At 63.2% G+C, this 20,509-nt stretch carries 23 protein-coding genes and 1 pseudogene; 12 read left to right on the forward strand and 12 right to left on the reverse strand.

The window, feature by feature from the left end; all coding sequences use genetic code 11:
- Positions 1-363: 363 nt before the first annotated feature.
- Both RFM68_RS17325 and RFM68_RS17330 read right to left on the reverse strand, forming a co-directional pair.
- Entirely contained in the window at positions 364-1,119 is a 756-nt protein-coding gene (locus RFM68_RS17325) for an SDR family NAD(P)-dependent oxidoreductase (protein WP_320234217.1), read from the reverse strand.
- A 114-nt stretch (positions 1,120-1,233) separates the two neighbouring features.
- Positions 1,234-1,908, reverse strand: coding sequence for a glutathione S-transferase family protein (locus RFM68_RS17330; protein WP_320234218.1), 675 nt, complete (start codon positions 1,906-1,908; stop codon positions 1,234-1,236).
- 178 nt (positions 1,909-2,086) lie between these two features.
- Here RFM68_RS17330 and RFM68_RS17335 point away from each other — a divergent pair, with 178 nt between their 5' ends.
- Together RFM68_RS17335 and RFM68_RS17340 are read left to right on the forward strand one after the other, a co-directional pair.
- Positions 2,087-2,266, forward strand: a complete 180-nt coding sequence (locus tag RFM68_RS17335; RefSeq protein WP_320234219.1) for a CsbD family protein — start codon at positions 2,087-2,089, stop codon at positions 2,264-2,266.
- Between the two features lie 285 nt (positions 2,267-2,551).
- Positions 2,552-2,731, forward strand: coding sequence for a CsbD family protein (locus tag RFM68_RS17340; RefSeq protein ID WP_320234220.1), 180 nt, complete (start codon positions 2,552-2,554; stop codon positions 2,729-2,731).
- 72 nt (positions 2,732-2,803) lie between these two features.
- Here RFM68_RS17340 and RFM68_RS17345 read toward each other — a convergent pair whose 3' ends face one another.
- Complete coding sequence (locus RFM68_RS17345; protein WP_320234221.1) at positions 2,804-3,934, reverse strand: metallophosphoesterase; 1,131 nt, start codon at positions 3,932-3,934, stop codon at positions 2,804-2,806.
- Positions 3,935-4,088: 154 nt separating this feature from the next.
- Here RFM68_RS17345 and RFM68_RS17350 point away from each other — a divergent pair, with 154 nt between their 5' ends.
- Entirely contained in the window at positions 4,089-4,682 is a 594-nt protein-coding gene (locus tag RFM68_RS17350; protein WP_320234222.1) for a hypothetical protein, read from the forward strand.
- A 63-nt stretch (positions 4,683-4,745) separates the two neighbouring features.
- Here RFM68_RS17350 and RFM68_RS17355 read toward each other — a convergent pair whose 3' ends face one another.
- On the reverse strand, positions 4,746-5,399 hold the full coding sequence (locus tag RFM68_RS17355; RefSeq protein WP_320234223.1) for a TetR/AcrR family transcriptional regulator: 654 nt from the start codon (positions 5,397-5,399) through the stop codon (positions 4,746-4,748).
- Between the two features lie 239 nt (positions 5,400-5,638).
- Here RFM68_RS17355 and RFM68_RS17360 point away from each other — a divergent pair, with 239 nt between their 5' ends.
- Positions 5,639-6,397, forward strand: a complete 759-nt coding sequence (locus RFM68_RS17360) for an NIPSNAP family protein (protein ID WP_320234224.1) — start codon at positions 5,639-5,641, stop codon at positions 6,395-6,397.
- Here the strand turns inward: RFM68_RS17360 and RFM68_RS33635 are convergent, their stop codons facing one another.
- Positions 6,398-6,598, reverse strand: a complete 201-nt coding sequence (locus tag RFM68_RS33635; RefSeq protein ID WP_430694883.1) for a hypothetical protein — start codon at positions 6,596-6,598, stop codon at positions 6,398-6,400.
- Here RFM68_RS33635 and RFM68_RS17370 point away from each other — a divergent pair.
- Positions 6,528-6,695, forward strand: a pseudogene (locus RFM68_RS17370) (SDR family oxidoreductase); the annotation flags it as partial. The gene RFM68_RS33635 and the pseudogene RFM68_RS17370 sit on opposite strands and share 71 nt — an antisense overlap.
- Here the strand turns inward: RFM68_RS17370 and RFM68_RS17375 are convergent.
- A complete protein-coding gene (locus RFM68_RS17375; protein ID WP_320234225.1) occupies positions 6,625-7,734 on the reverse strand; it encodes a LysR family transcriptional regulator in 1,110 nt (369 codons plus the stop codon). The pseudogene RFM68_RS17370 and the gene RFM68_RS17375 overlap by 71 nt on opposite strands.
- 106 nt (positions 7,735-7,840) lie before the next feature.
- Here RFM68_RS17375 and RFM68_RS17380 point away from each other — a divergent pair, with 106 nt between their 5' ends.
- From RFM68_RS17380 to RFM68_RS17395, 4 genes are all read left to right on the forward strand, one after another.
- Complete coding sequence (locus RFM68_RS17380; protein WP_320234226.1) at positions 7,841-8,323, forward strand: cupin domain-containing protein; 483 nt, start codon at positions 7,841-7,843, stop codon at positions 8,321-8,323.
- A gap of 126 nt (positions 8,324-8,449) precedes the next feature.
- Positions 8,450-9,847: a class II fumarate hydratase gene (gene fumC / locus RFM68_RS17385; protein WP_320234227.1), complete on the forward strand. Its 1,398-nt coding sequence runs from the start codon at positions 8,450-8,452 to the stop codon at positions 9,845-9,847.
- Positions 9,848-10,165: 318 nt separating this feature from the next.
- Positions 10,166-10,588, forward strand: a complete 423-nt coding sequence (locus tag RFM68_RS17390) for a DoxX family protein (protein WP_320234228.1) — start codon at positions 10,166-10,168, stop codon at positions 10,586-10,588.
- Positions 10,589-10,694: 106 nt separating this feature from the next.
- Positions 10,695-11,102 (forward strand): DoxX family protein, encoded by a 408-nt coding sequence (locus RFM68_RS17395; protein WP_320234229.1) that lies wholly within the window; start codon positions 10,695-10,697, stop codon positions 11,100-11,102.
- 8 nt (positions 11,103-11,110) lie between these two features.
- On the opposite strand, the gene RFM68_RS17400 is transcribed toward RFM68_RS17395, so the two are convergent.
- The 3 genes from RFM68_RS17400 to RFM68_RS17410 are packed head-to-tail and all read right to left on the reverse strand — an operon-like array spanning position 11,111 to position 15,522.
- Positions 11,111-11,734, reverse strand: coding sequence for a hypothetical protein (locus RFM68_RS17400; protein WP_320234230.1), 624 nt, complete (start codon positions 11,732-11,734; stop codon positions 11,111-11,113).
- Between the two features lie 60 nt (positions 11,735-11,794).
- Positions 11,795-13,330 carry an exopolyphosphatase gene (gene ppx / locus RFM68_RS17405; RefSeq protein ID WP_320234231.1) on the reverse strand — a complete coding sequence of 512 codons (1,536 nt, stop codon included), beginning with the start codon at positions 13,328-13,330 and terminating at the stop codon, positions 11,795-11,797.
- Positions 13,327-15,522 carry an RNA degradosome polyphosphate kinase gene (locus RFM68_RS17410; RefSeq protein WP_320234232.1) on the reverse strand — a complete coding sequence of 732 codons (2,196 nt, stop codon included), beginning with the start codon at positions 15,520-15,522 and terminating at the stop codon, positions 13,327-13,329. The genes ppx and RFM68_RS17410 overlap by 4 nt, the downstream gene beginning before the upstream one ends.
- A 253-nt stretch (positions 15,523-15,775) precedes the next feature.
- Here RFM68_RS17410 and RFM68_RS17415 point away from each other — a divergent pair, with 253 nt between their 5' ends.
- The 3 genes from RFM68_RS17415 (at position 15,776) to RFM68_RS17425 (ending at position 17,685) form a co-directional block, all read left to right on the forward strand.
- Complete coding sequence (locus RFM68_RS17415) at positions 15,776-16,021, forward strand: zinc-finger domain-containing protein (RefSeq protein ID WP_027169907.1); 246 nt, start codon at positions 15,776-15,778, stop codon at positions 16,019-16,021.
- A gap of 29 nt (positions 16,022-16,050) precedes the next feature.
- Complete coding sequence (locus tag RFM68_RS17420) at positions 16,051-17,283, forward strand: FAD-dependent monooxygenase (RefSeq protein WP_320234233.1); 1,233 nt, start codon at positions 16,051-16,053, stop codon at positions 17,281-17,283.
- A gap of 78 nt (positions 17,284-17,361) precedes the next feature.
- Complete coding sequence (locus tag RFM68_RS17425; protein WP_320234234.1) at positions 17,362-17,685, forward strand: BrnA antitoxin family protein; 324 nt, start codon at positions 17,362-17,364, stop codon at positions 17,683-17,685.
- Here RFM68_RS17425 and RFM68_RS17430 read toward each other — a convergent pair.
- From RFM68_RS17430 to RFM68_RS17440, 3 genes are all read right to left on the reverse strand, one after another.
- Positions 17,682-18,347, reverse strand: a complete 666-nt coding sequence (locus RFM68_RS17430; protein ID WP_320234235.1) for a TIGR02117 family protein — start codon at positions 18,345-18,347, stop codon at positions 17,682-17,684. The genes RFM68_RS17425 and RFM68_RS17430 overlap by 4 nt on opposite strands.
- 115 nt (positions 18,348-18,462) lie before the next feature.
- Complete coding sequence (locus RFM68_RS17435) at positions 18,463-19,212, reverse strand: amino acid ABC transporter ATP-binding protein (RefSeq protein ID WP_430694880.1); 750 nt, start codon at positions 19,210-19,212, stop codon at positions 18,463-18,465.
- 137 nt (positions 19,213-19,349) lie between these two features.
- A complete protein-coding gene (locus RFM68_RS17440) occupies positions 19,350-20,507 on the reverse strand; it encodes an amino acid ABC transporter permease (RefSeq protein WP_320234237.1) in 1,158 nt (385 codons plus the stop codon).
- Positions 20,508-20,509 lie beyond the last annotated feature (2 nt).

Below are 20,509 nucleotides of genomic sequence, written 5' to 3' on the forward strand. Positions count from 1 at the left end.
TCACCTGTTCCAGAGTATTCAATTTGCTGGCGCGAGGTGCTTAGCATATCCCAATCGGCCTGCGGCGCATAATTCGCTGACCGGAAACGAAAAAGCTCGGGCAACTGCCTGCCCCTCGTCTCGCGATCTATTGGCGCCCGCACATCCGTGCCACCGGCAAGGCTGAATTCCAGAGTGCCCGGTTTCAAACAAATTGCGAACGGGTGGGAACCATTCTGGCATCCGTGCATTCGGGTATGGTCAGCAGTTCAGGGAGCAATCTCGGAAAGGTTGACAAAAAGAGCGCCTCCCGTGCCATAAAACGCGCGAGGGGCGTTCTTGCGTGTATTGCCTACATGATCGTGCGCAATACCGGCAGGTTATTCAGCGTTCCTGATCGGTCGGACGGATAAGAATCTCATTGACGTTGACGCGCGGCGGCTGGCTGACGGCATAGAATATGGCGTTCGCAATATCCTCCGCCGTGAGCGCCTCCATCGTGGCGAGGCGATGTTCGAGCCCGGCCTTGAATTCCGCGTTGGTGATGTGGTCGCTGAGCTCGGTGCGCACGAGACCGGGCTCGATGACGGTGACGCGCACCTTGTCGGCATAGACCTCCCGGCGCAGCGATTCCGAAAAAGCCACCACGCCGAACTTGGTGGCCGCGTAACCCGTCGCGCCCGGGTTGGCGACGCGGCCGGCCACCGATGAAACATTGACGATATGGCCCTTTGAAGCCTTGAGATGCGGCAGCGCCGCCTTGGTGGTCGCCATCAGGCCGATCAGGTTGAGCTCGATCATTTGCCGCCAGTCGTCGAGGTCGGCTTCGGCGGCGGTGGCAAGCAGCATGATGCCGGCATTGTTGACGAGGACGTCGAGCCGGCCCCATTCGGATACGACCTTGTCGACCATCGCGACGATGTCGCCGGCCTTGGCAATGTCGGCTTCAATGGCGAGCGCAGCGCCACCTGCCTTTTCAATACGGCCAACCAGCGCTTCGAGGCGATCGACGCGCCGAGCGGCGACCGCCACCTTCATGCCGGCCGCAGCAAGCGCCGCGGCGGTCGCTTCGCCGATGCCGGAAGAAGCGCCGGTGACAAGGGCGACCTTGCCGCCGAGAGAGGAATTGGCAGATGTCATGGTGAAATCTCCAGGAGCCCGGCCCACTCCAACACATAGGCCTCGCCGCCAAGCCTTGAAGCCCCGCCATCGGAGCAGTTGACGCAAATTCGGGAAGCAAGGCCGCCTTGGCCTCTAATCCTGCTCGTCCGGCCCAGGCTCAGGCCAGGGCTCCCTGGCGGCTTCCGCATACCAGTGCCGCATTGCGGGCGTCGCCAATACCGCATCGACATAGGCGCGGGTGACGGGCGCAAGCTCGCCGCCATAAGTGTCGAAGCGCGTGACCACCGGCGCATACATGGCATCGGCCGCGGTGAAATGGCCGAACAGGAACGGGCCGCCGTCACCATATTGCTCGCGGCACTGGCGCCAGATCGCTTCGATCCTCGCGCGCTGTGCCTCGCCCTCGGCATCGAGCGGCTTGTGCGATTTCGGCCGGCGCAGGTTCATCGGCCAGCCGTAACGGACCTCGCGGAAGCCGGAATGCATTTCGGCCGCCACCGAGCGCGCCAGCGCGCGGGCGCCGAGGTCTTGCGGCCACAGCTTTTTCTCAGGACAGAGGTCGGCCAGATATTCAAGGATGGCCAGGGTTTCCCAGACGATCCTGCCCCCTCCCTCCAACGGCTCGTGATTCAACACCGGCACCAGGCCGGTCGGCGAAACCTTGGCGAGATTGGCGGCGGTCTCCGGCGTGCGCAGGCGCACGAAGCTCTCCTCGAAAGGGATCTCCAGATGGCGCATCGCCACCCAGGGCCTGAGCGACCAGGACGAAAAGCATTTGTTGCCGATGTAAAGCGTGAATTTCGCCAAGACCGTTCCCCCGATTTACGTGTCACCTTAACGATCGCATTGCGAGCCAGCCAGAGTTTCGACGAGGCTATGCGGGCCGCCGCCACATTTGCCCCTGCCCTGCCGGTTACACGCAACGGAACCGCGAAGCACACCGGCTCGTTTTCTCTAGCGAATTGTATCTCCGGGAGATGCGGAGATGGTGAACATGGATCAAATAGCGGGCTTGGCCAAGCAGATCAAAGGTTCAATCCGGCAAAGCATAGGCAAAGCCACCGGAAATCGTCTGATGCAAATCAGGGGCATGGCGGACAAGTCTGCAGGTCAGGTGCAGAAGGCCTGCGGCGACATGAAAGCCATGCTCAAAAAGGCGATGTGAGCAGCACGCCTGGCGGTCATATCTCAAACGCCATCGCGAACAGCGCTGGTGAAGACGACTTCGCCCTGATCGCCGGCCGCCTCTCGCCGAGGACGACGGCATCGGCGGCTTGGCGGCGATTTCAGGCGTGCGCCGGCGCACAAAAACTCTCCTCGAAGGGAAACCTCCAGATGCTGCATCGCCGCTGACGGCCTCAGCGATCACGGAACGCAAACTTTGTCCGTTCGTTGTCGTGCCGATGCGGCGTTCGTATCATGCTCCCATTCCAGACCAGGAGATGCGGATATGGTGAACAGGGATCAGGTCGCCGGTATTGCCAAGCAGGTGAAGGGTTCGGTCAAGCAAGCGGCCGGCAAGGCCACCGGCAACCGGCGCACGCAGGTCGAAGGCGCTGCCGACAAGATCGCCGGCAAGGTGCAGAAGGCCTATGGCGACGTGAAGGATAAGGTCAAAAAGACGTTCTAAGTGTTTAGTTCCTGAGCCGTTTTGCCTTGACGACAGGGCTACAGGGAAGGAGGCCGCCGCGAGGCGGCCTTTTCATGTCTGGAACTGTTTGGCGAAGGCGTTGGTAAAGATGATCTCGCCATGGTCCCCGGCCGCTTCGCCCAGCACCACATCCAGGTTGTCGGCCGTGACCCTGGCCAGCGCGAAGCCGCCCATATAGGCCGCCTTCGGTTTGACCAGATCGAGCCCGTCGCGCCGGTAGATCATCGGCACCTCGTGCTGGTGACCGTGGAAGACGGCAATGACGTTGTAACCCTTGATCGCCTGCAGCAGCGCCTGGCGGTCGGCCTCGCTCCACCAATGCGGGCGGCCGGTGCCATCGTCGTCATAGGTGCGTTTCACCGGATCCCAGCGCTCGGTCGAAAATGTGTCCCAACCATAATGCTGGAACAGGATCACTGGACGGCCGTCGCCAGCATAGGTGGCGAGATCCTGCTTCAGCCAGGGAAGGCTGCTCGGCACGCCATGGCCGGTATCGCCGGCGAAGCGGTGCGTCTGGATTAGATGCAGGCCGCCCCAGTCCCAGGAGTAGCAGTCTGTGTCGACGTCGTATTCGGTCGCCGGCACCGGCGGCTTGAAGAACACGCCGGGGCGATGGTTGACCTCGACATAGTCGCGCAATTCGCGGCGATACCAGTCGACATACGGCGGCGAGCCGTTCTGGTCGAGATCGTGATTGCCGAGCCCGACATAGACGGGAATGTGGACCCGGCCCGGCCCGACGCCTTCCTGATAGCGCTGGGAGAATTGCAGAAGCTGCGTGCCTTCGCTGGGCTCGGTGACCTGGCCACCGCCATCGTCGGTGATGTCGCCGCCGGTGACGAGGCCGAGCGGCGTGCCAACACGGGTGCCGGCCGAATGCAGGCCGGTGGAAACGCCATTGATCTCGGCCGGCCACCGCTTGTCGGCAATGGCATTCAGGGCCGCGACGTTGCGCAGAAGTGCTGCATCGGTCTTGCCTTCCTGCAGACAATTGGGGCTGAGGCCGCTCGCCATGCGGCAGGCATGGATATCGGCGATGAAGAGGAACGTGGCATCGATCGGCTGGATGCGCCGGCCGGTCTGGCCGAAGGCCTCGCGAGGAAGGGCGCAGGAGGCGGCGAGGCCTCCTATCCGGGCGATGAAGATGCGGCGCGAAATGTTTGCTGGCGAAGAGCGATTCATCGTCACTCGATTAAACATCCTCGAACCGCGTCGTCCAGTTCAATGCCCGGCCAGCGCTGCTGAGACTTTTCATGGCAAGGGATGAAAAGCACTTGGGTCGACAGCGCGGCGGGGGTCTGTCATTCCTTCCAGAATGCATCCAGGGGAGGAAGGCATGAAAATCCTGACGACCGGCATGGCGCTCGCCATGCTCGCCTTCGCCGGCGCAGCGCAGGCCGCGGACTGCGTCGATGCCAAATCCGCCAAGGCCGGCTTCGTGCTCGAAAAGGCCGGCATCCGCAGCGAGTTCCGGCCGGCGCCCGGCGGTATGGTCGCGGTCGCCAACAAGTACCAGTCGGACTCGCCGCAGACGCAGTATCTCTATGCCGGGCTGATCGAGGTGTTCCGCGACAGCGACACCGGGCGGCTGTCGATGATCCCGCTCGGCGACATCAAGAAGCTGTTCCCGCTGAAGGCAGGCGCCAAAAGCAAGACCGAATTCGTGCGGCTGTCTTCGAAAAAGACGCCGAAGGGTACCGAATCGCTCGCTCTCGCCGTCAAGGGCAAGGACAGCTACAAGCTCGGCGACTGCAAATACAATGTGCTCGTGGTCGGCGAAACGATCACCGGCGATTCCGGCACTGTCATCGACAGCTTCACCGCGCTCTATTCGCCCGACCTGCAAGCGGTGCTGGCGCGGCGGTACGACGAAGGCACCAGCGCGCAGAGCGAAGTGGGTTTCGAGACGATCAAGCCGCTGCAGGAGTGAGGTTGGTCTGAGCCAAGACGCGGAGACGCCGGCGGGACAGCGCCCCTCTCAGTCCTGCCGGCATTATCGGATTGGCTGACGTGGCAACACCCTGCGGCGTCGCCTTGCTGTCGGTCCGCTCGACGATGGCTGGACGCTCTCCAGCCCCCTCAAGCACTCCCTCAAAACCCCTGCATCCTGCGACGTCTTGGCTATCGACATGGCGCCTGAGTAGGCGGCGACGGTCAGCGCGGCGAAGCGGTCGGGATCGGCGCCGCCCTCCCCACCGCTCTGTAGGTCGGCCCGCATCTTGTCGGCGATCGCCTGCCGCCAGCCGGCGAAGATTTTGGCTAACGCCATCCGGAACTCGTCGTCGGCCAGCGACAGTTCATGCGCGAGGTTGTTGAGCGGGCAGCCGCGCACATAGCCCTGTTCTTCAAGCTCGGTTGCCACCGCCTCGAAGACGCCGCGCACGCCTTCGCGGGCCGAGGACGCTGCCAGCACCGGTTCGATCCAGGTCTTGTGAACCGCGCCCGCCACCCGTTCCTCGATCACCGCCAGCGCCAGCGCTTTCTTGGTCGGAAAATGGTGATGCAGCGCCCCGCCGGTGACGCCGGCAGCCGCCATGAGATCGCCGAGACTGGAGGCATGATAACCGCGCGCCTGGAAGGTAGCTTCCGCTACGTCGAGCACGCGACGGCGCATGCCTTCCGGGTCGTTGGTGCGTTTTTTGCGCATCGCCATCTCCTCCTTCTCCCCTTGTGGGGAGAAGGTGCCTGAACGAAGTGAAGGCGGATGCGGGGTGCTCCAGCTTGGCGAGGACAGCACTCCGTCCAGCGCCCCTCATCCGTCTTGGCGCTACGCGCCAATCCACCTTCTCCGACAAGGGGAAGGGAAGATGACGATATCAGATTGACAAAACAGGACAACCGGTCTGTTTATAAACAGGACAATCACCCTGTTTTGAGATTCCGAGCATGAATCAAACCTCTCGCCTTGCCTCGCCCGTCGTGGAACTGCGGCAATACACGCTGAAGCCCGGTCAGCGCGAAACGCTGATTGCGCTGTTCGATCGGGAGTTCGTCGAGACGCAGGAAGCGACAGGCATGACCGTCATCGGCCAGTTCCGCGATCTCGACCGCCCCGACATGTTCGTCTGGCTGCGCGGCTTCGAAGACATGAGGACGAGAAAGGACGCGCTGAGTGCGTTCTATGGCGGCCCGGTCTGGGCCGCGCATCGCGATGCCGCCAATGCGACGATGATCGATTCCGACGACGTGCTGCTTCTGAAGCCTGCCTGGGCGGGTGCGGGGTTCGACCTGTCGGGATTGCAACGGTCGACAGCCGCCGGGGCCGAAAGCATGAGCGATGGGAGCCGCTTGCCCGGTTTTGTTGAGATTTCGATTCATCATTTGCGGCCAGGCACTGAGGCCGGCTTCGCAGAGCGCTTCCAGGCAGAGGCAGTTCCGCAGCTTGCGGCAAATGGCGCCCGGCTGCTCGGCGCCTTCATCAGCGAGCATTCCGAAAACACGTTTCCGCGTTTGCCCGTGCGCGCCGCCGATAACGTCTTCATCATCGTGACGGGGTTCGACGATGACGATGCTCACGCCGGCTATCGGGCCGCCCTCGCCGCTTCACCGGCATGGCGGGCGGTTCGCGAAGCTCTGCAAGTCGATTCCACAAAGCCGCTCGAAACGTTGCGCCTGACGCCTACGGCCCGGTCGCTGCTGAGGTAGTCATCCGGCCGGCAACATGCTGGCTATCGCCTTGGCGACGAAATTCGGGCCGAAGAACTTGTCGCCGCCAGGCAGGTATTTGAAGTCGTACATCGTGTTCACCGGATGCGGTGCCCAGCCCTGGAAGACGATGAGCATCCGCGTCAACGCGATCGCGCCCGGCATCATCGGCACCGCCATCCGGCGCAAATCGATCGTCAACCTGCCGGCCGAAGCGCAAGCGGAACTCAAGGCCTGTGTCGAGCGCAGCCACCCGCTCGGCAGCATCGGTCGTCCCTCGGATGTTGCCGGTATGGCGGTCCATCTCGCCAGCGACGAGGCAGCCTGGACCAGCGGCGGCATCTTCGCGGTGGATGGGGCAATACCGCCGGGTGAGGTTGAACTCTCGCGGGATCGTCCCAGTCCTTGAACCCGAGCTTTCCGACCTCATCGAGGATCTGCTCGCGGATCCAGCGATGCGGTGGCTCGTCGTCGCGGCGGGCGTGCCAATACATCCGCACCGCCGGCGAAGGAATGGAGATCGGCGCCCGATAGATGCCGATCGGCAAGGATTTTGCTGCCTCAACCGCGAATTGCGTTGGAACGGCGGCCAAGTACGGTCCGCTCGCCACGGCCAGCGCCACGGCCTGAAAGTGCGGCAGGGCGAGCGTGACGCGGCGGGTCCGGCCCATCCTGCTGAGTGCATCATCGGTGAAGCCCGACATCGACCCGTCGATGGAGCGCAATGCGTGCGGCAGCGTGCAAAAGAGCTCGAGCGGCACCTGCTCGCCCTCGGCTATGCCCGCCTGGCCGAGCGCGGCATTGTCCTTTGACGCGATGATGGCGAAGGGTGAGCCGAACAGCGCCACGCTGGAAATCCACTCCGCGACCTCCAGCGGGCGCTCCAGCGCCACGTCGATCTGATCCTCCTGCAACAGTTTCGAGACATCGCCGATGGCGCTGTCGAGGAAGCGGAACGATACACCGGGCGCAACCGCGGCGATGCGCGCGGCAAAGGGCGGCATCAGCAGCATGGAAAAGAAATCGGCGCCCATGAAGGTGAAGGTTCGTTGCAGCCTTGCCGGATCGAAGTCGGTTGCCGGCTGAAAAGCGCGTTCGATCTCACGCAGCGCCGCACGCACCGGCTCCACCAGGCTTTCGGCGCGCCGCGTCGGCACCATGTCGTTGCCGCGCCGCACGAAGAGCTGGTCGTTGAGCACGTGGCGCAGGCGGTTGAGCGCGGCGCTGACCGCAGGCTGGCTGAGGCCGATCTGCTCGCCGGCGCGCGTCACGCTTTTCTCGCGCAGCAGCGCGTCGAGCACTCTCACCAGATTGAGATCGAGCGCATTCAAATTCATCGCATCAATCCGCCCCATACGATCATTCGATTTCCATTGCCCACTCGTCCTTGATTAGGTCGCCAGCGAAGCCGCTTCGTCGGCGCCCAACGAAGGGAGAGCAGTGATGACAATGATCAACACGACTGTCGCAGGCAAGGAACTCCTTTGGTTCAACAACACGCTCGTCACCATTCAGGTCTCCTCGGCCGATGGCGAGGATGGCATCTGCGTCATCGAGCATCGTGTACCTTATGGCGACTCCCCGCCCCTGCACCTGCACCATAACGAAGACGAGGTGTTCCACATCCTGGAAGGACGCATGCGTTTCGTCGTCGACGGCCGCGAGCGGGTCGCCGGTGCCGGTGAGACGATCATCGCACCGAAGGGCCTGCCGCATACATACCGGGTCGAGTCTCCCGAAGGCGCGCACACGCTCACCGTCACGCGCGGTTCGGATTTCGAGACGATGGTGCGCAAGGCAAGCCGTCCCGCCGAACGGCCGGACCTGCCGCCGATGGCGGCGCCGACGCCGGAGATGATTGAGACACTGACAAGACTGTGCGCGGAGAACGGCATCGATCTCGTCGGACCGCCGATGGGAAGCTAATCTCCCACAAGGGGGAGATCAGCCACCCTTGAACCGATTTGCATCATCATCACCCGCATTCTCCGCTTGATGCCCTTTGTGCAACGCGATACGCCCTTGCCCAAATCGACAGACCGGAGATTTCCCGTGAGCGCTGAAAAAACCAGAACCGAAACCGATACGTTCGGTCCAATCGAGGTCGCTGCCGACCGCTATTGGGGTGCGCAGGCGCAGCGCTCTCTGGGCAATTTCAAAATAGGCTGGGAAAAGCAGCCGGCTTCGATCGTCCGCGCCCTGGGCGTCGTCAAGCGCGCGGCGGCCGAGGTCAACATGGAGATGAAGCGGCTTGATCCGGCCATCGGCAAGGCGATCGTCGAAGCCGCGCAGGAAGTCATCGACGGCAAGCTCGACGAGCATTTTCCGCTGGTCGTCTGGCAGACGGGCTCGGGCACGCAGTCCAACATGAACGCCAACGAGGTGATCTCCAACCGGGCGATCGAGATGCTCGGCGGCGTGATGGGCTCGAAGAAGCCGGTGCATCCCAACGACCACGTCAATATGAGTCAGTCTTCGAACGACACCTATCCGACGGCCATGCATATCGCCTGCGCCGAGCGGGTCGCGCACCATTTGATCCCGGCGCTGCACCATCTGCACAAGGCGCTCGACGCCAAGGCGCGCGCCTTCAACCACATCATCAAGATCGGCCGCACGCACACGCAGGACGCCACACCTCTGACGCTCGGCCAGGAATTTTCCGGCTATGCCGCGCAGGTGGCCTCATCGATCAAGCGCATCGAGCAGACGCTGCCCGGCCTGCAAGAGTTGGCGCAGGGCGGCACCGCAGTCGGCACCGGCCTCAACGCGCCTGTCGGCTTTGCCGAAAAGGTGGCGGACCGGATCGCCTCGATCACCGGCATTTCCTTCGTCACCGCGCCGAACAAATTCGAGGCGCTGGCGGCGCATGATTCCATGGTGTTCTCGCATGGCGCGATCAACGCGGCGGCGGCGGCACTTTTCAAGATCGCCAACGACATCCGCCTGCTCGGCTCCGGCCCGCGCTCGGGCCTCGGCGAGCTGTCGCTGCCGGAAAACGAGCCAGGCTCCTCGATCATGCCAGGCAAGGTCAACCCGACCCAGTGCGAGGCGCTGACGCAGGTCTGCGTGCAGGTGTTCGGCAACAATGCGGCACTCACCTTCGCCGGCAGCCAGGGCCATTTCGAGCTCAATGTCTACAACCCGCTGATGGCCTACAATTTCCTGCAGTCGGTGCAGCTGCTCGCGGACGCTTCCGTGTCCTTCACCGACAATTGCGTTGTCGGCATCGAGGCGCGGGAAGACAACATCAAGGCGGCGCTCGAGCGCTCGCTGATGCTGGTGACCGCGCTGGCCCCGACCATCGGCTACGACAGCGCGGCCAAGATCGCCAAGACCGCGCATAAGAACGGCACGACCTTGCGCGAGGAAGCCTTGGCCACCGGGCTGGTCAGCGAAGCCGATTACGACCGGCTGGTGCGGCCGGAAGATATGACGCATCCAGGGTAAGCGCTCGGCACGAGGGTCAGGCGGCGGCAGCCCCGCAACTTCGTCATCCCAGGGCGAAGCAGCCGCGAAGCGGCGTCGGATCCTCGGGTCTGCGCCGCGTCGCTTCGCTCCTTGCTTCGCCCGTGGATGACGAAGCGACAGGGATTTTGCGGCAGCACAATTTCCGTCTCGAAACCTATCTTCCGACATGATTTTCGCGTGCGCCAGCGGATATCAGAAACACAAATTCTGTGAACAATGTGTCGCCGCATAGACGGCTTTGGTGAACAGTCGTCGTCGTCTATCTGACTGGACATTCAACCCGCTCGGAGAACCGCCATGTCCATCAACTCTTCCGTCGCCGGCACCGGCGCCCAGTCCAACAGTTCCACCACGATCCTGCTCGGCCGCGTCCTGCTTGCCGTCATTTTCCTGCTTTCCGGCTTCGGCAAGCTCACCGCCATTTCCGGCACTGCCGGCTACTTCGGCGGCCTCGGCCTGCCGCTGCCGACGGTCACCGCCGTCGTCGTCGGCCTGATCGAGCTGCTTGGCGGCCTTGCCGTCCTCGTCGGCTTCCAGACCCGGATCGCCGCCTGGGTGCTCGCCATCTTCACGATCGCCACCGGGCTGGTCGCCCACACCGGCTGGGCCGACCAGATGCAGATGATCCAGTTCCTCAAGAACCTCGCCATCACCGGCGGCTTCATCCTGCTCGCCTCCTCCGGCGCCGGCGCCTATTCGATCGACGCCAAGCGCGGCTGAGCCTTCCCTCCCAAGCCTGATCAAGCGGCGCGGAATTTTCCGTGCCGCTTTTTCGTTTTCCGATTACAGGCGTAAACTGCGTCGGCTGACGGCAAGGGAGGTGGCCATGTTCCGCAACGCACTGCTTCTCATCTCGCGGCTCCTGCTTGCCGCGCTGTTCGTGCCCTCCGGCTTCCAGGCGCTCACCAATATCGCCGGCACGACCAGTTATTTCGCCGGTCTCGGGTTGCCGTTGCCGGTCCTTGCCGCATGGGGCACGGGCCTGTTCGAGCTGATCGCGGGATTGCTGATCCTTATCGGCTTGCAGACTCGGATCGTGGCGCTGCTGCTTGCCGCCTTCAGCGTGGCCGCCGGTTTCATCGGCCATTACGGCCAGGGCGCCGGCGATGCCACGCTTGCCTTCCTGCACCAGCAGATGCTGATGAAGGACATCGCCATTGCCGGCGGCTTCCTGGCGCTCGCCATGGCCGGCGCGGGCGTCTGGTCGGTGGACGGGCGCAGCGTGGAGGTTTAGTTGTATCGTCAGTCGGCGAAGACAAAGTTGGCCAGGCGGCTCACATTTATGGGCTGCGAGGCAAAGCCATACCACCCCATCCGTCCAACACCGATGTGAAGACAGAGCTGCTTCTTTCGCACCGCATCGGGCACCCATTCATAGCCAAACTCGGTGCCGTTTCTGACGTAATTGCGAAGATTGGCACCTATCGGGACGTAGATGTAACCATCTGACTCGATAAGGTCTTTTCTTTTGAGATAGGGCAATAGATCGGTCCGCCCGAGAATGGGCCGAAGCTCGCCGCCGATCATCTGGGCTCGTTCAGACAGGGTTTTGTCGACGCCCCCGGAGCACGGCTCAATCGTTGAAAACAGGCTGTCCTTGGACATCGATTTCATTGATCTGATCACGTCCTCGCTCGGCTTGAAGACGAAGTAATTTATCGCCTCTCCCTTTCGAGGATTCGGCGGCCGGACACCATGGAAGTTGAACGGCAGTTTTCCGAGAGGACCTAACGGATAGGCCTGATCGAATTTGAATGTCCCCTTGGACACGACAGACAGCGTGAAAAGTGTTTGTGCCTTGGCTGACCTGATGCCGAGGAAACACAAAGCCGAAAGCGCAACCAGCAGCATTTGACTGAACTTCATGGACGTCTCCATTCCAGTCGTCGCTCTTATTGGCTCACCAGCTTTAGCTGTCGCCGATGCTCACTTCACCGATACACTCGGCCCGCCTTCGACCGCCAGCACAAGGCGGCGGTTGGTGATGCGGGCCAGTTGCGCCAGCCGCCCGGCCGGGCGCTCGCCATAGAGATCGGAAAGCGAGGCCGGCAGCACCAGCGCCAGCGCGCCATTGCCACGACTTTCCCATTTCAGCCTGGGCATTACGCCCGGCATTGCCGCGGTGAGCAGATAGACCACGCGCATCATCGCCGCCAGCGTGCGGGCGCGTTCCAGCAGGCGCGGCGGCGCCAGCGCCTTGATCTCGGGCGCGATGCCGTCGTTGAAGATGCCGTCATGGCGGTAGGCGCTGGCTAAAGCCAGATAGGCCCGGCCCGGATGGTCGACGCCGATGAAGGAGGCATGCGCGATGATGTTGAGCGACTGCCTGCCGCGATATTCCGGATGCGCGCGCCAGCCGATATCGGCGAGCAGGCACGCGGCGTGGCGGTAGCGCGCCTCGTCTTCCGTCTCGTCGATGCCGAAGGCCTGGAAGGCCTTCCCGGTCCATTCGACAAGGTCATGCGCGTGATGCACCGAGCGCGAGCGCAGCAGCGCCAGCTCTTCGGCGGCCGAGATCAGCGGGTCGGACTTCTGCTCCTCCGCGTCGAGCAACGAATAGAGGAAGCCTTCGCGCACGCCCTGCGCCGAGACCACGATCTTCGACGGCTGCATCGCCGACATGATCTCCTGCAGCACGACGGCGCCGTAGGGCAGCAGCGAGCGGCGGTTCTTGGACACGCCCTCGATGCCCCTCACCTTCTCGACCTCGCTGCGCGCGACCTGCTTCAGGAAGTTTTGCGCGCTGTCTGCCGATATCTCGTAGTGATGCATCACGCCGAGCGGATAGTTGTTCATTTCCATATGCAGCCTGGCGAGATTTCGCCAGGTGCCGCCAACGGCGTAGAAGGTCCTGCCCTGTCCGCCCTTCAAGAGCTTTGCCCGCCCCAGCTCCTGGCGCGCGATCTTCTGCGCCTGGACCAGCGAGTTCTTGGCCATGTCCTGCAGGCGCAGGCCGCCGAGCGGCAGCGTGATGCCGTCGCCGATCGACTCGCCATTGGTGTCGATGAGCTCCAGGCTGCCGCCGCCAAGGTCGCCGGCGATGCCGTTGGCCGGATGGAAGCCGGAAATGACGCCGAGCGCCGAATAATAGGCTTCCTGGCGGCCGGTGAGCACGCGGATCTCGGTCTTCAGCACGTCCTCGGCGCGGTGGATGAAGTCAGGGCCATTGCCCGCCTCGCGCGCGGCGGCGGTGGCCAGCACATACATGTGCTCTGCGCCCGCCTGATCCGACAGCGCGCGGAAGCGGCGGAATTCCTCCATCGATCGCGTCACCGCTTCGGGGTCGAGCCTGCCCGTCGAAACGATGCCGCGGCCGAGGCCGGCCAGCATCTTCTCATTGAACAGAAGTGTCGGCGAGCGCGCCAGCCCTTCATAGACGACAAGACGGATCGAGTTCGATCCGATGTCGATGATCGACAGCGGCCGCCGGTCCTGAAGCCGGCCCTGGGAAACTGAAATCACGCGGCGCCGTTCTTCTTGCGGCGCTTGAACTGGGCAATGCGCTTGGGCGCATGCGACTTCAGCGCGTCGCCCCGTCCGGAGAGGCTCGGATTGGTCATGAAATATTCCTGCGCGTTGAACGGCTCTTCGCCCTCTTCCAGCACAACGCGCCGGGAGGTGCCGTCAGCCAATACGTCGAAACTTTGCTGGTTGTCCATGATGTTGCCCAGCATGATCTGGCCAAGCACCTGTTCATGCACAGTTGGATTGGTGATCGGCACCAGCGTCTCGACGCGGCGGTCGAGATTGCGCGGCATCATGTCGGCGGACGAGAGGTAGACGACAGCCTCGTCGGACGGCAGGCCATGGCCGTTGCCGAAGCAGAAGATGCGGCTGTGCTCGAGGAAACGGCCGACGATCGACTTCACCCGGACGTTCTCGGAAAGGCCCGGCACCTGCGGTCTGAGGCAGCAGATACCGCGCACCACGAGGTCGATTTCGACGCCGGCGCGGCTAGCGTCGTAGAGCGCGTCGATGATGATCGGATCGACCAGCGCGTTCATCTTCATCCAGATGCGCGCCGGCCGGCCCTCGCGGGCGTGGACGATCTCTTCTGCGATGTGCTTCAGGATGCGCTTGCGCAGCGTGAACGGCGATACGGCAAGGCGCATCTCCTCGGCCGGCTCGGCATAGCCGGTGATGAAATTGAAGAGCTGCGCGACATCGCGCGCGATCGTCGGGTCGGTGGTGAAGAAGGACAGGTCGGTGTAGATGCGCGCGGTGACCGGGTGGTAGTTGCCGGTGCCGAGATGCACGTAGTTGCGCAGTTTGCCGTCCTCGCGGCGCACCACCAGCGACATCTTGGCGTGGGTCTTCAGCTCCAGGAAGCCGAACACGACCTGCACGCCGGCGCGCTCGAGGTCGCGCGCCCAGCGGATGTTGGCCTCCTCGTCGAAGCGCGCCTTGAGCTCGACCAGCGCGGTCACCGACTTGCCGGCCTCGGCGGCGTCGATCAGCGCGCGCACGATCGGGCTGTCGTTCGAGGTGCGGTAGAGCGTCTGCTTGATCGCCACCACTTCGGAATCGGCCGCCGCCTGGCGCAGGAACTGCACCACCACGTCGAAGGATTCGTAAGGGTGGTGGACGACGATATCCTTCTCGCGGATCGCCGCCAGGCAGTCGCCGCCATGCTCGCGGATGCGCTCGGGGAAACGCGGATTGTAAGGCGTGAATTTGAGGTCGTCGCGCGGAATGGCGACGATCTCGGAGATCTGGTTGAGCGCCAGCGGTCCGGTCAAGACGCTGATGCGGCTCGACGAGACACCGAGCTCGCCGGCAACGAAGTCGCGCAGTTGGGCCGGCATCAGCGTGTCGAATTCGATACGGATCACCGAGCCGCGGCGGCGCCGCTTCAGCGCCGTCTCGAACAGGCGAACGAGATCTTCCGACTCTTCCTCCACCTCGATATCGCTATCGCGGATGATGCGGAACGTGCCCGAGCCCTTGACCTCGTAGCCGGGGAAAAGCTTGCCGATGTAGATGCCGACCGCTTCCTCCAGCGGGATGAAGCGGACATGGTTCTTGCGGTCGGGCAGCCGGATGAAGCGGCGCAGCGCCACCGGCAGACGCAGCAGCGCGCTCATCTCCTCGCCATTTTTGCGATGGCGCAATTGCAGCGCGATCGAAAAGCCGAGATTGGGGATGAACGGGAACGGATGCGCCGGGTCGATCGACAGCGGGGTCAGCACCGGGAAAACCTGTTCCTGGAAATGCTCTTCCAGCCAGGTCTTCTCATCCTTGGTGAGCGCGTCGCGGGTGATGCTTTCGATGCCTTCCCTGTTGAGCAGCGCCATCAGGGTCGAGAGGCTCTTCTGCTGGTCTTCCTGCAGACGCTCGACCTCGCGCAGCAGCTGCTCGAGCTGCTGCTCGGGCGTGCGGCCGTCCGGGCTCTTCAGCGCGATGCCCTCGCGCACCTGGCCGGCAAGGCCGGCGACGCGGACCATGAAGAATTCATCGAGATTGGCCGCCGAGATCGACAGGAAGCGGACGCGTTCGAGCAGCGGATGATGCTCGTTGAGCGATTCCTCCAGCACCCGGCGGTTGAATTGCAGCCAGGAGAATTCGCGGTTGACGAAACGGTCGGGATTGCCGCCGTCGGGGCTCGCCGCCTCGACGGTGATGAATTCGCTCTGTACCGGCTTCAGTTCGTTCATGGTTTCCCGCTTTTGCCCGCAATCGTCCCTAGGGAGCGTCGCATATTGCCGTTCGGCGACGCTCTAACATGTTTTTGTGACGCATGATCCGTCACGGAATCGCTCCGTGCCCAGCCTCATGCGCTTAACCGGCTCAACTTATCCTCTGCCAGCCTTTTGCGACAGTTTGATTTCATCGATCTTGCAAACTGGCCTGTTATGATCCAGATGCAGACCGGTCACACCCACTGGCCGAACCCAATTGGAGACGACGATGGCAGGCGGTAGCATTCCCCATTTCCAGAACGACGCGGGCCATCCGGTCATCGAGATCGGCGTCAAGGAATTCATGTGCACCGGCGCCAACCCGCCTTTCGACCATCCGCATGTGTTCCTCGACATGGGCGACGACAATGAAAAGGTCTGCCCTTATTGCTCGACGCTCTATCGCTACTCGCCGTCGCTGAAGGCGACGGAAACGCAGCCGGCCGGCTGCCTCTATGTCGACCAGGCCGCCTGAGCCCGCAGATCATGAATGACTGCTAGATCATGGCTGAAACACGGTCCCGGCAAGTCGTCATCGCCGGGGCTGGCATCGCCGGGCTGACGGCAGCACTTGCCTTTTCGGCGCGCGGCTTGCCGGTAAGACTGTTCGAGCAGGCAAAGCAGCTCGAAGCGGCCGGCGCCGGCATCCAGCTTTCCCCCAACGCGACCCGCATCCTGCGCCGGCTCGGCGTTCTGGACCACCTGCTGCCCAACGCGATCCGGCCGGAAGCGGTGGCGTTGAAGGACGCGAGAAGCCTGCGCGAGCTCGCGCGCGTGCCGCTTGGGTTAGCTGGTGAAAGCCGCTGGGGGGCACCCTATCTGGTGGCGCATCGCGGCGACCTGCAGGCGGCGCTGGTGGCCGCGGCGGCGGAACGGCCGGACATCGAGCTTGTCACCGGCGCGCGGGTGAGCGCCATCGCCGTCGAGCCGCAAAGCGTAACCGCGACGGTCGAGACCAACGGCAAAGCCACGAAGGTCGCAGGCGGCCTGCTGATCGGGGCCGACGGCGTGTGGTCCTCGGTTCGCAGCGAGCTTGCCCGGACGGTCGGGTTTGCGGCAAGCCGGTTCTCCGGCGAGCTCGCCTGGCGCGCGACGATCCCGGCGCAAAGCGCCGCCGGCCAGGCCTTTGCGCAAATCGCCGCCATCGACTGCGTCACCACCTTCCTGCATGCCGGCTTCCATATGGTCGCCTATCCGGTGAGCAAGGGCAGCGCCTTCAACCTTGCAGCCTTCACCAGGGGCGAGCGCATCGCCGAAAGCTGGTCCGGCCATGCCGACCCCGCCATCCTTTCAAGCGCCATGCGCGGCACGGCGGCAACGCTGGCGAGGCTGGTGGCGCTCGCCGGCCCATGGACGGCTTTCCCCATCCACACGGTCGAGCAACGCCGCTGGACGATGCCGGAGGGGATCGCGCTGATCGGCGACGCCGCGCATGCGATGACCCCATTCGCGGCGCAGGGTGCGGCGATGGGGATCGAGGATGCCTCGATGCTTGCCAACCTCGTCGCGGATTCCCCCGGCGATCCGCGGCAGATCCTCGCCATGTGGGAAAATCTCAGACGGCCGCGCGTCGAAAAGGTGCTGAAGCGCGGCGCGCTCAATCGGCTGGCATGGCACGCCTGGGGACCGGTGGCGATCGCCCGCAACCTGGTGCTGGCGGCTCGGCCGGCGGAAAAGCTCGCGGCGGACCTGGACTGGCTTTATGGCTGGGAGGAGCGGAAGGTGGGGAGGCGGTAGGAGACCGAGAAGAAGACGGGATAGAAGTAGTCCGGATCATTTCGGCGCGGCGGGCTACGAAAGCGGAAAGAAGACGTTATGAGCAAAACCGTTCGATATAAATTCAATCCGACAAATCCGCCGCCGCTGACGGAAGCCCAGAAGGCCGAAATCGCGGCGCTGAAAGCACGATCGGAAGACGATATCGATACCAGCGACATTCCAGAATTGACGGAAGAGTTCTGGCAAAGGGCTGTCCGAAATCCGTATTTCAAACCGATCAAGCAACAGCTGACCCTGCGTCTCGATTCCGATGTCGTTGCCTGGTTCAAAGAGCACACGCCGGAAGGTCGCGGTTATCAAAGCGCGATCAACAAGGCGTTGCGCGAATATGTGACGAAGCAGGACCGTAAGGCAGGCTAATCATACAGCCTCAGCGACCACCCCAGCGATACCGGCAACGGGTTCCACCAGCCGGTGCGCAGGCCCGCCGTCCTTAGCGCTGCCGCCGTCCAGGTGTTGCAGCCGATAAGCGCGTTGAAGTGGCCGTTGGCCTCGTAAAAGCGGTCGAAGCTGGAATAGCCGGCATTGTCGATGACCATCGACCCGTTAGGTCCCTGCCGGAAACTCGCCGCGATGTAATCGAGCAGTGCCGCAAGATGCGCCTCGTCGATATCGAAACCTGCGACATCCGGATGCGGTTCCTTGATCGCGCCCGCGACATCGACATGCATTACCGAGGCGTCCAGCGTCAGCGCCTTCAGCACCGGCACCGCTTTGAGCTCAGACCAGGTCGGCGTCTCCAGATAGAAGGCGCGGCCGCCCCAGCCGAAGACGATGTAGCGCGCCTCCGGCGCATCGGTCGGCAGACCGGCATCGGCAAGGAATGCGAAGCGCCGGCGCACGCCGTCATCGAGGGGAACCGCGATGTCGGTGTGGATCGGGTTCTTCAGCAGGAGGATATGCCGCGTGCCCTGGCCTCCTGCGGCGGCAGGCCAGAGCGGACGCGGCACCAGCGTGCCGAACACGGCGGCCAGCGCCACCGCGATAACCAGCAAGGCCAAGAAACGCAGGAATTTTCTCATCGGGCGCGGCGGTTCCGTCGCTTCTGAACGGGATCGATCCTTACCCGATCGTCCAAACGCAAAAAAGCCCAGCCGTCACGGCCGGGCTTCTCAAAAAAAGCGAGGTCGCGCCCGCTCAGTGCAGGATCTGCGACAGGAACAGCTTCGTGCGCTCATGGCGCGGATGGTCGAAGAACTCGGCCGGTGTGTTCTGCTCGACGATCTGGCCCTGATCCATGAAGATCACCCGGTTGGCGACCTTACGGGCAAAACCCATTTCGTGAGTGACGCACAGCATGGTCATGCCCTCTTCGGCCAGCCCCACCATCGTCTCCAGCACTTCCTTGATCATTTCCGGATCGAGCGCCGAGGTCGGCTCGTCGAACAGCATGATGCGCGGGTTCATGCACAGCGAGCGCGCGATCGCCACGCGCTGCTGCTGACCGCCGGAGAGCTGGCCTGGGTACTTGTTGGCCTGCTCCGGGATCTTGACGCGCGTAAGGAAGTGCATGGCGATTTCCTCGGCCTGCTTCCTCGGCATCTTGCGCACCCAGATCGGCGCCAGCGTGCAGTTCTCCAGGATGGTCAGGTGCGGAAACAGGTTGAAGTGCTGGAACACCATGCCGACCTCGCGGCGCACCTCGTCGATCTTCTTCAGATCGTTGGTGAGTTCCTTGCCGTCGACGATGATCTTGCCCTTCTGGTGCTCCTCCAGGCGGTTGATGCAGCGGATCATGGTCGACTTGCCCGAGCCGGAAGGACCGCAAATGACGATACGCTCGCCGCGCATCACCTTGAGGTTGATGTCCTTCAATACGTGGAACTCGCCATACCATTTGTGCATGCCGACGATGTCGATGGCGACATCAGTGGTGGAGATGTGCATCTTGGCGGCGTTGACCTTGATCTCTTCCGCGCTGACGGCGTTTTCGGTGGCCATGGCAGGTTCCCCTTACTTCTTTATCGTTGGATCCGATGCATGTCGTTACCCCAAAGCCGCTACACACTTTTGGGCGACATGCATTAGCGTTTGTGGCCGGTGTCGAGCCGGCGTTCCGTGTACATTGAATAGCGCGACATGCCGAAGCAGAACAGCCAGAAGACGAAAGCGGCGAAGATCAGGCCGGACTTCGCCGTCTGCGGCGTCGCCCAGTTGGCGTCGGAGAAGTTCTGCTTGACCACGCCGAGCAGATCGAACATCGAGATGATGAGCACCAGGCTGGTGTCCTTGAACATGCCGATGAAGGTGTTGACGATTCCGGGAATGACCAGCTTCAGCGCCTGCGGCAGCACGATCAGGCCCATCTTCTGCCAGTAGCCGAGGCCGAGCGAGTCGGCGCCCTCATATTGGCCCTTCGGGATCGCCTGCAGGCCGCCGCGGATCACCTCGGCCATGTAGGCGGCGGCAAACAGCGACACACCGATCAATGCCCGCAGGTATTTGTCGAAACTGACGCCTTCGGGCAGGAACAGCGGCAACATGACGCTGGCGAAGAACAGCACGACGATCAGCGGAATGCCGCGCACCGTCTCGATGAAAACAATGCTTAGCATTTTGATGATCGGCATCTTCGAACGCCTGCCGAGCGCCAGGACCACGCCGAGCGGCAATGATACGGCGATGCCGACGAAGGAGAGGCTAAGCGTGACGAGGAGCCCACCCCAGCGCGGGGTCTCGACATGCGGCAGGCCGAACACACCGCCGACCAGCAGGAAGAAGGCGACGATCGGCAGCGCCGCAAAGAGCAGGATGGCGTTCAGCCCTTTGCGCGGCACGCGCGGGATGAGCATCGGCACCAGCAGCGCCACGAACAGGATGGCGACCAGGATCGGCCGCCAGCGCTCCTCGACCGGATAAGTGCCGAACATGAACTGGCCGAACTTGGCGTTGACGAAGGCCCAGCAGGCGCCGGTCCAGCCATCCGGCTGGATGCCGCCTTGTGAGACGGTGGCACACACGGTGCGGTCTGGCCCGATCCACTGGGCATTGATGAAGGCCCAGTTGATGACCTGCGGCAGGATCCAGAGCACAATGGCGATGCCGAGGATTGTAAGGATGGCGTCGCCTACCGAACCGATCAGGTTCTTGCGCACCCAGGCATAGGCGCCGCGCTCGCTGGCCGGCGCCGGCTGCGCCAGCGTCATCTCGGTCCGCACCCAGGACATGTCGTGCTCCTGCATGG

This window comes from Mesorhizobium montanum (assembly GCF_033977145.1).
Lineage (GTDB): Bacteria > Pseudomonadota > Alphaproteobacteria > Rhizobiales > Rhizobiaceae > Mesorhizobium > Mesorhizobium montanum.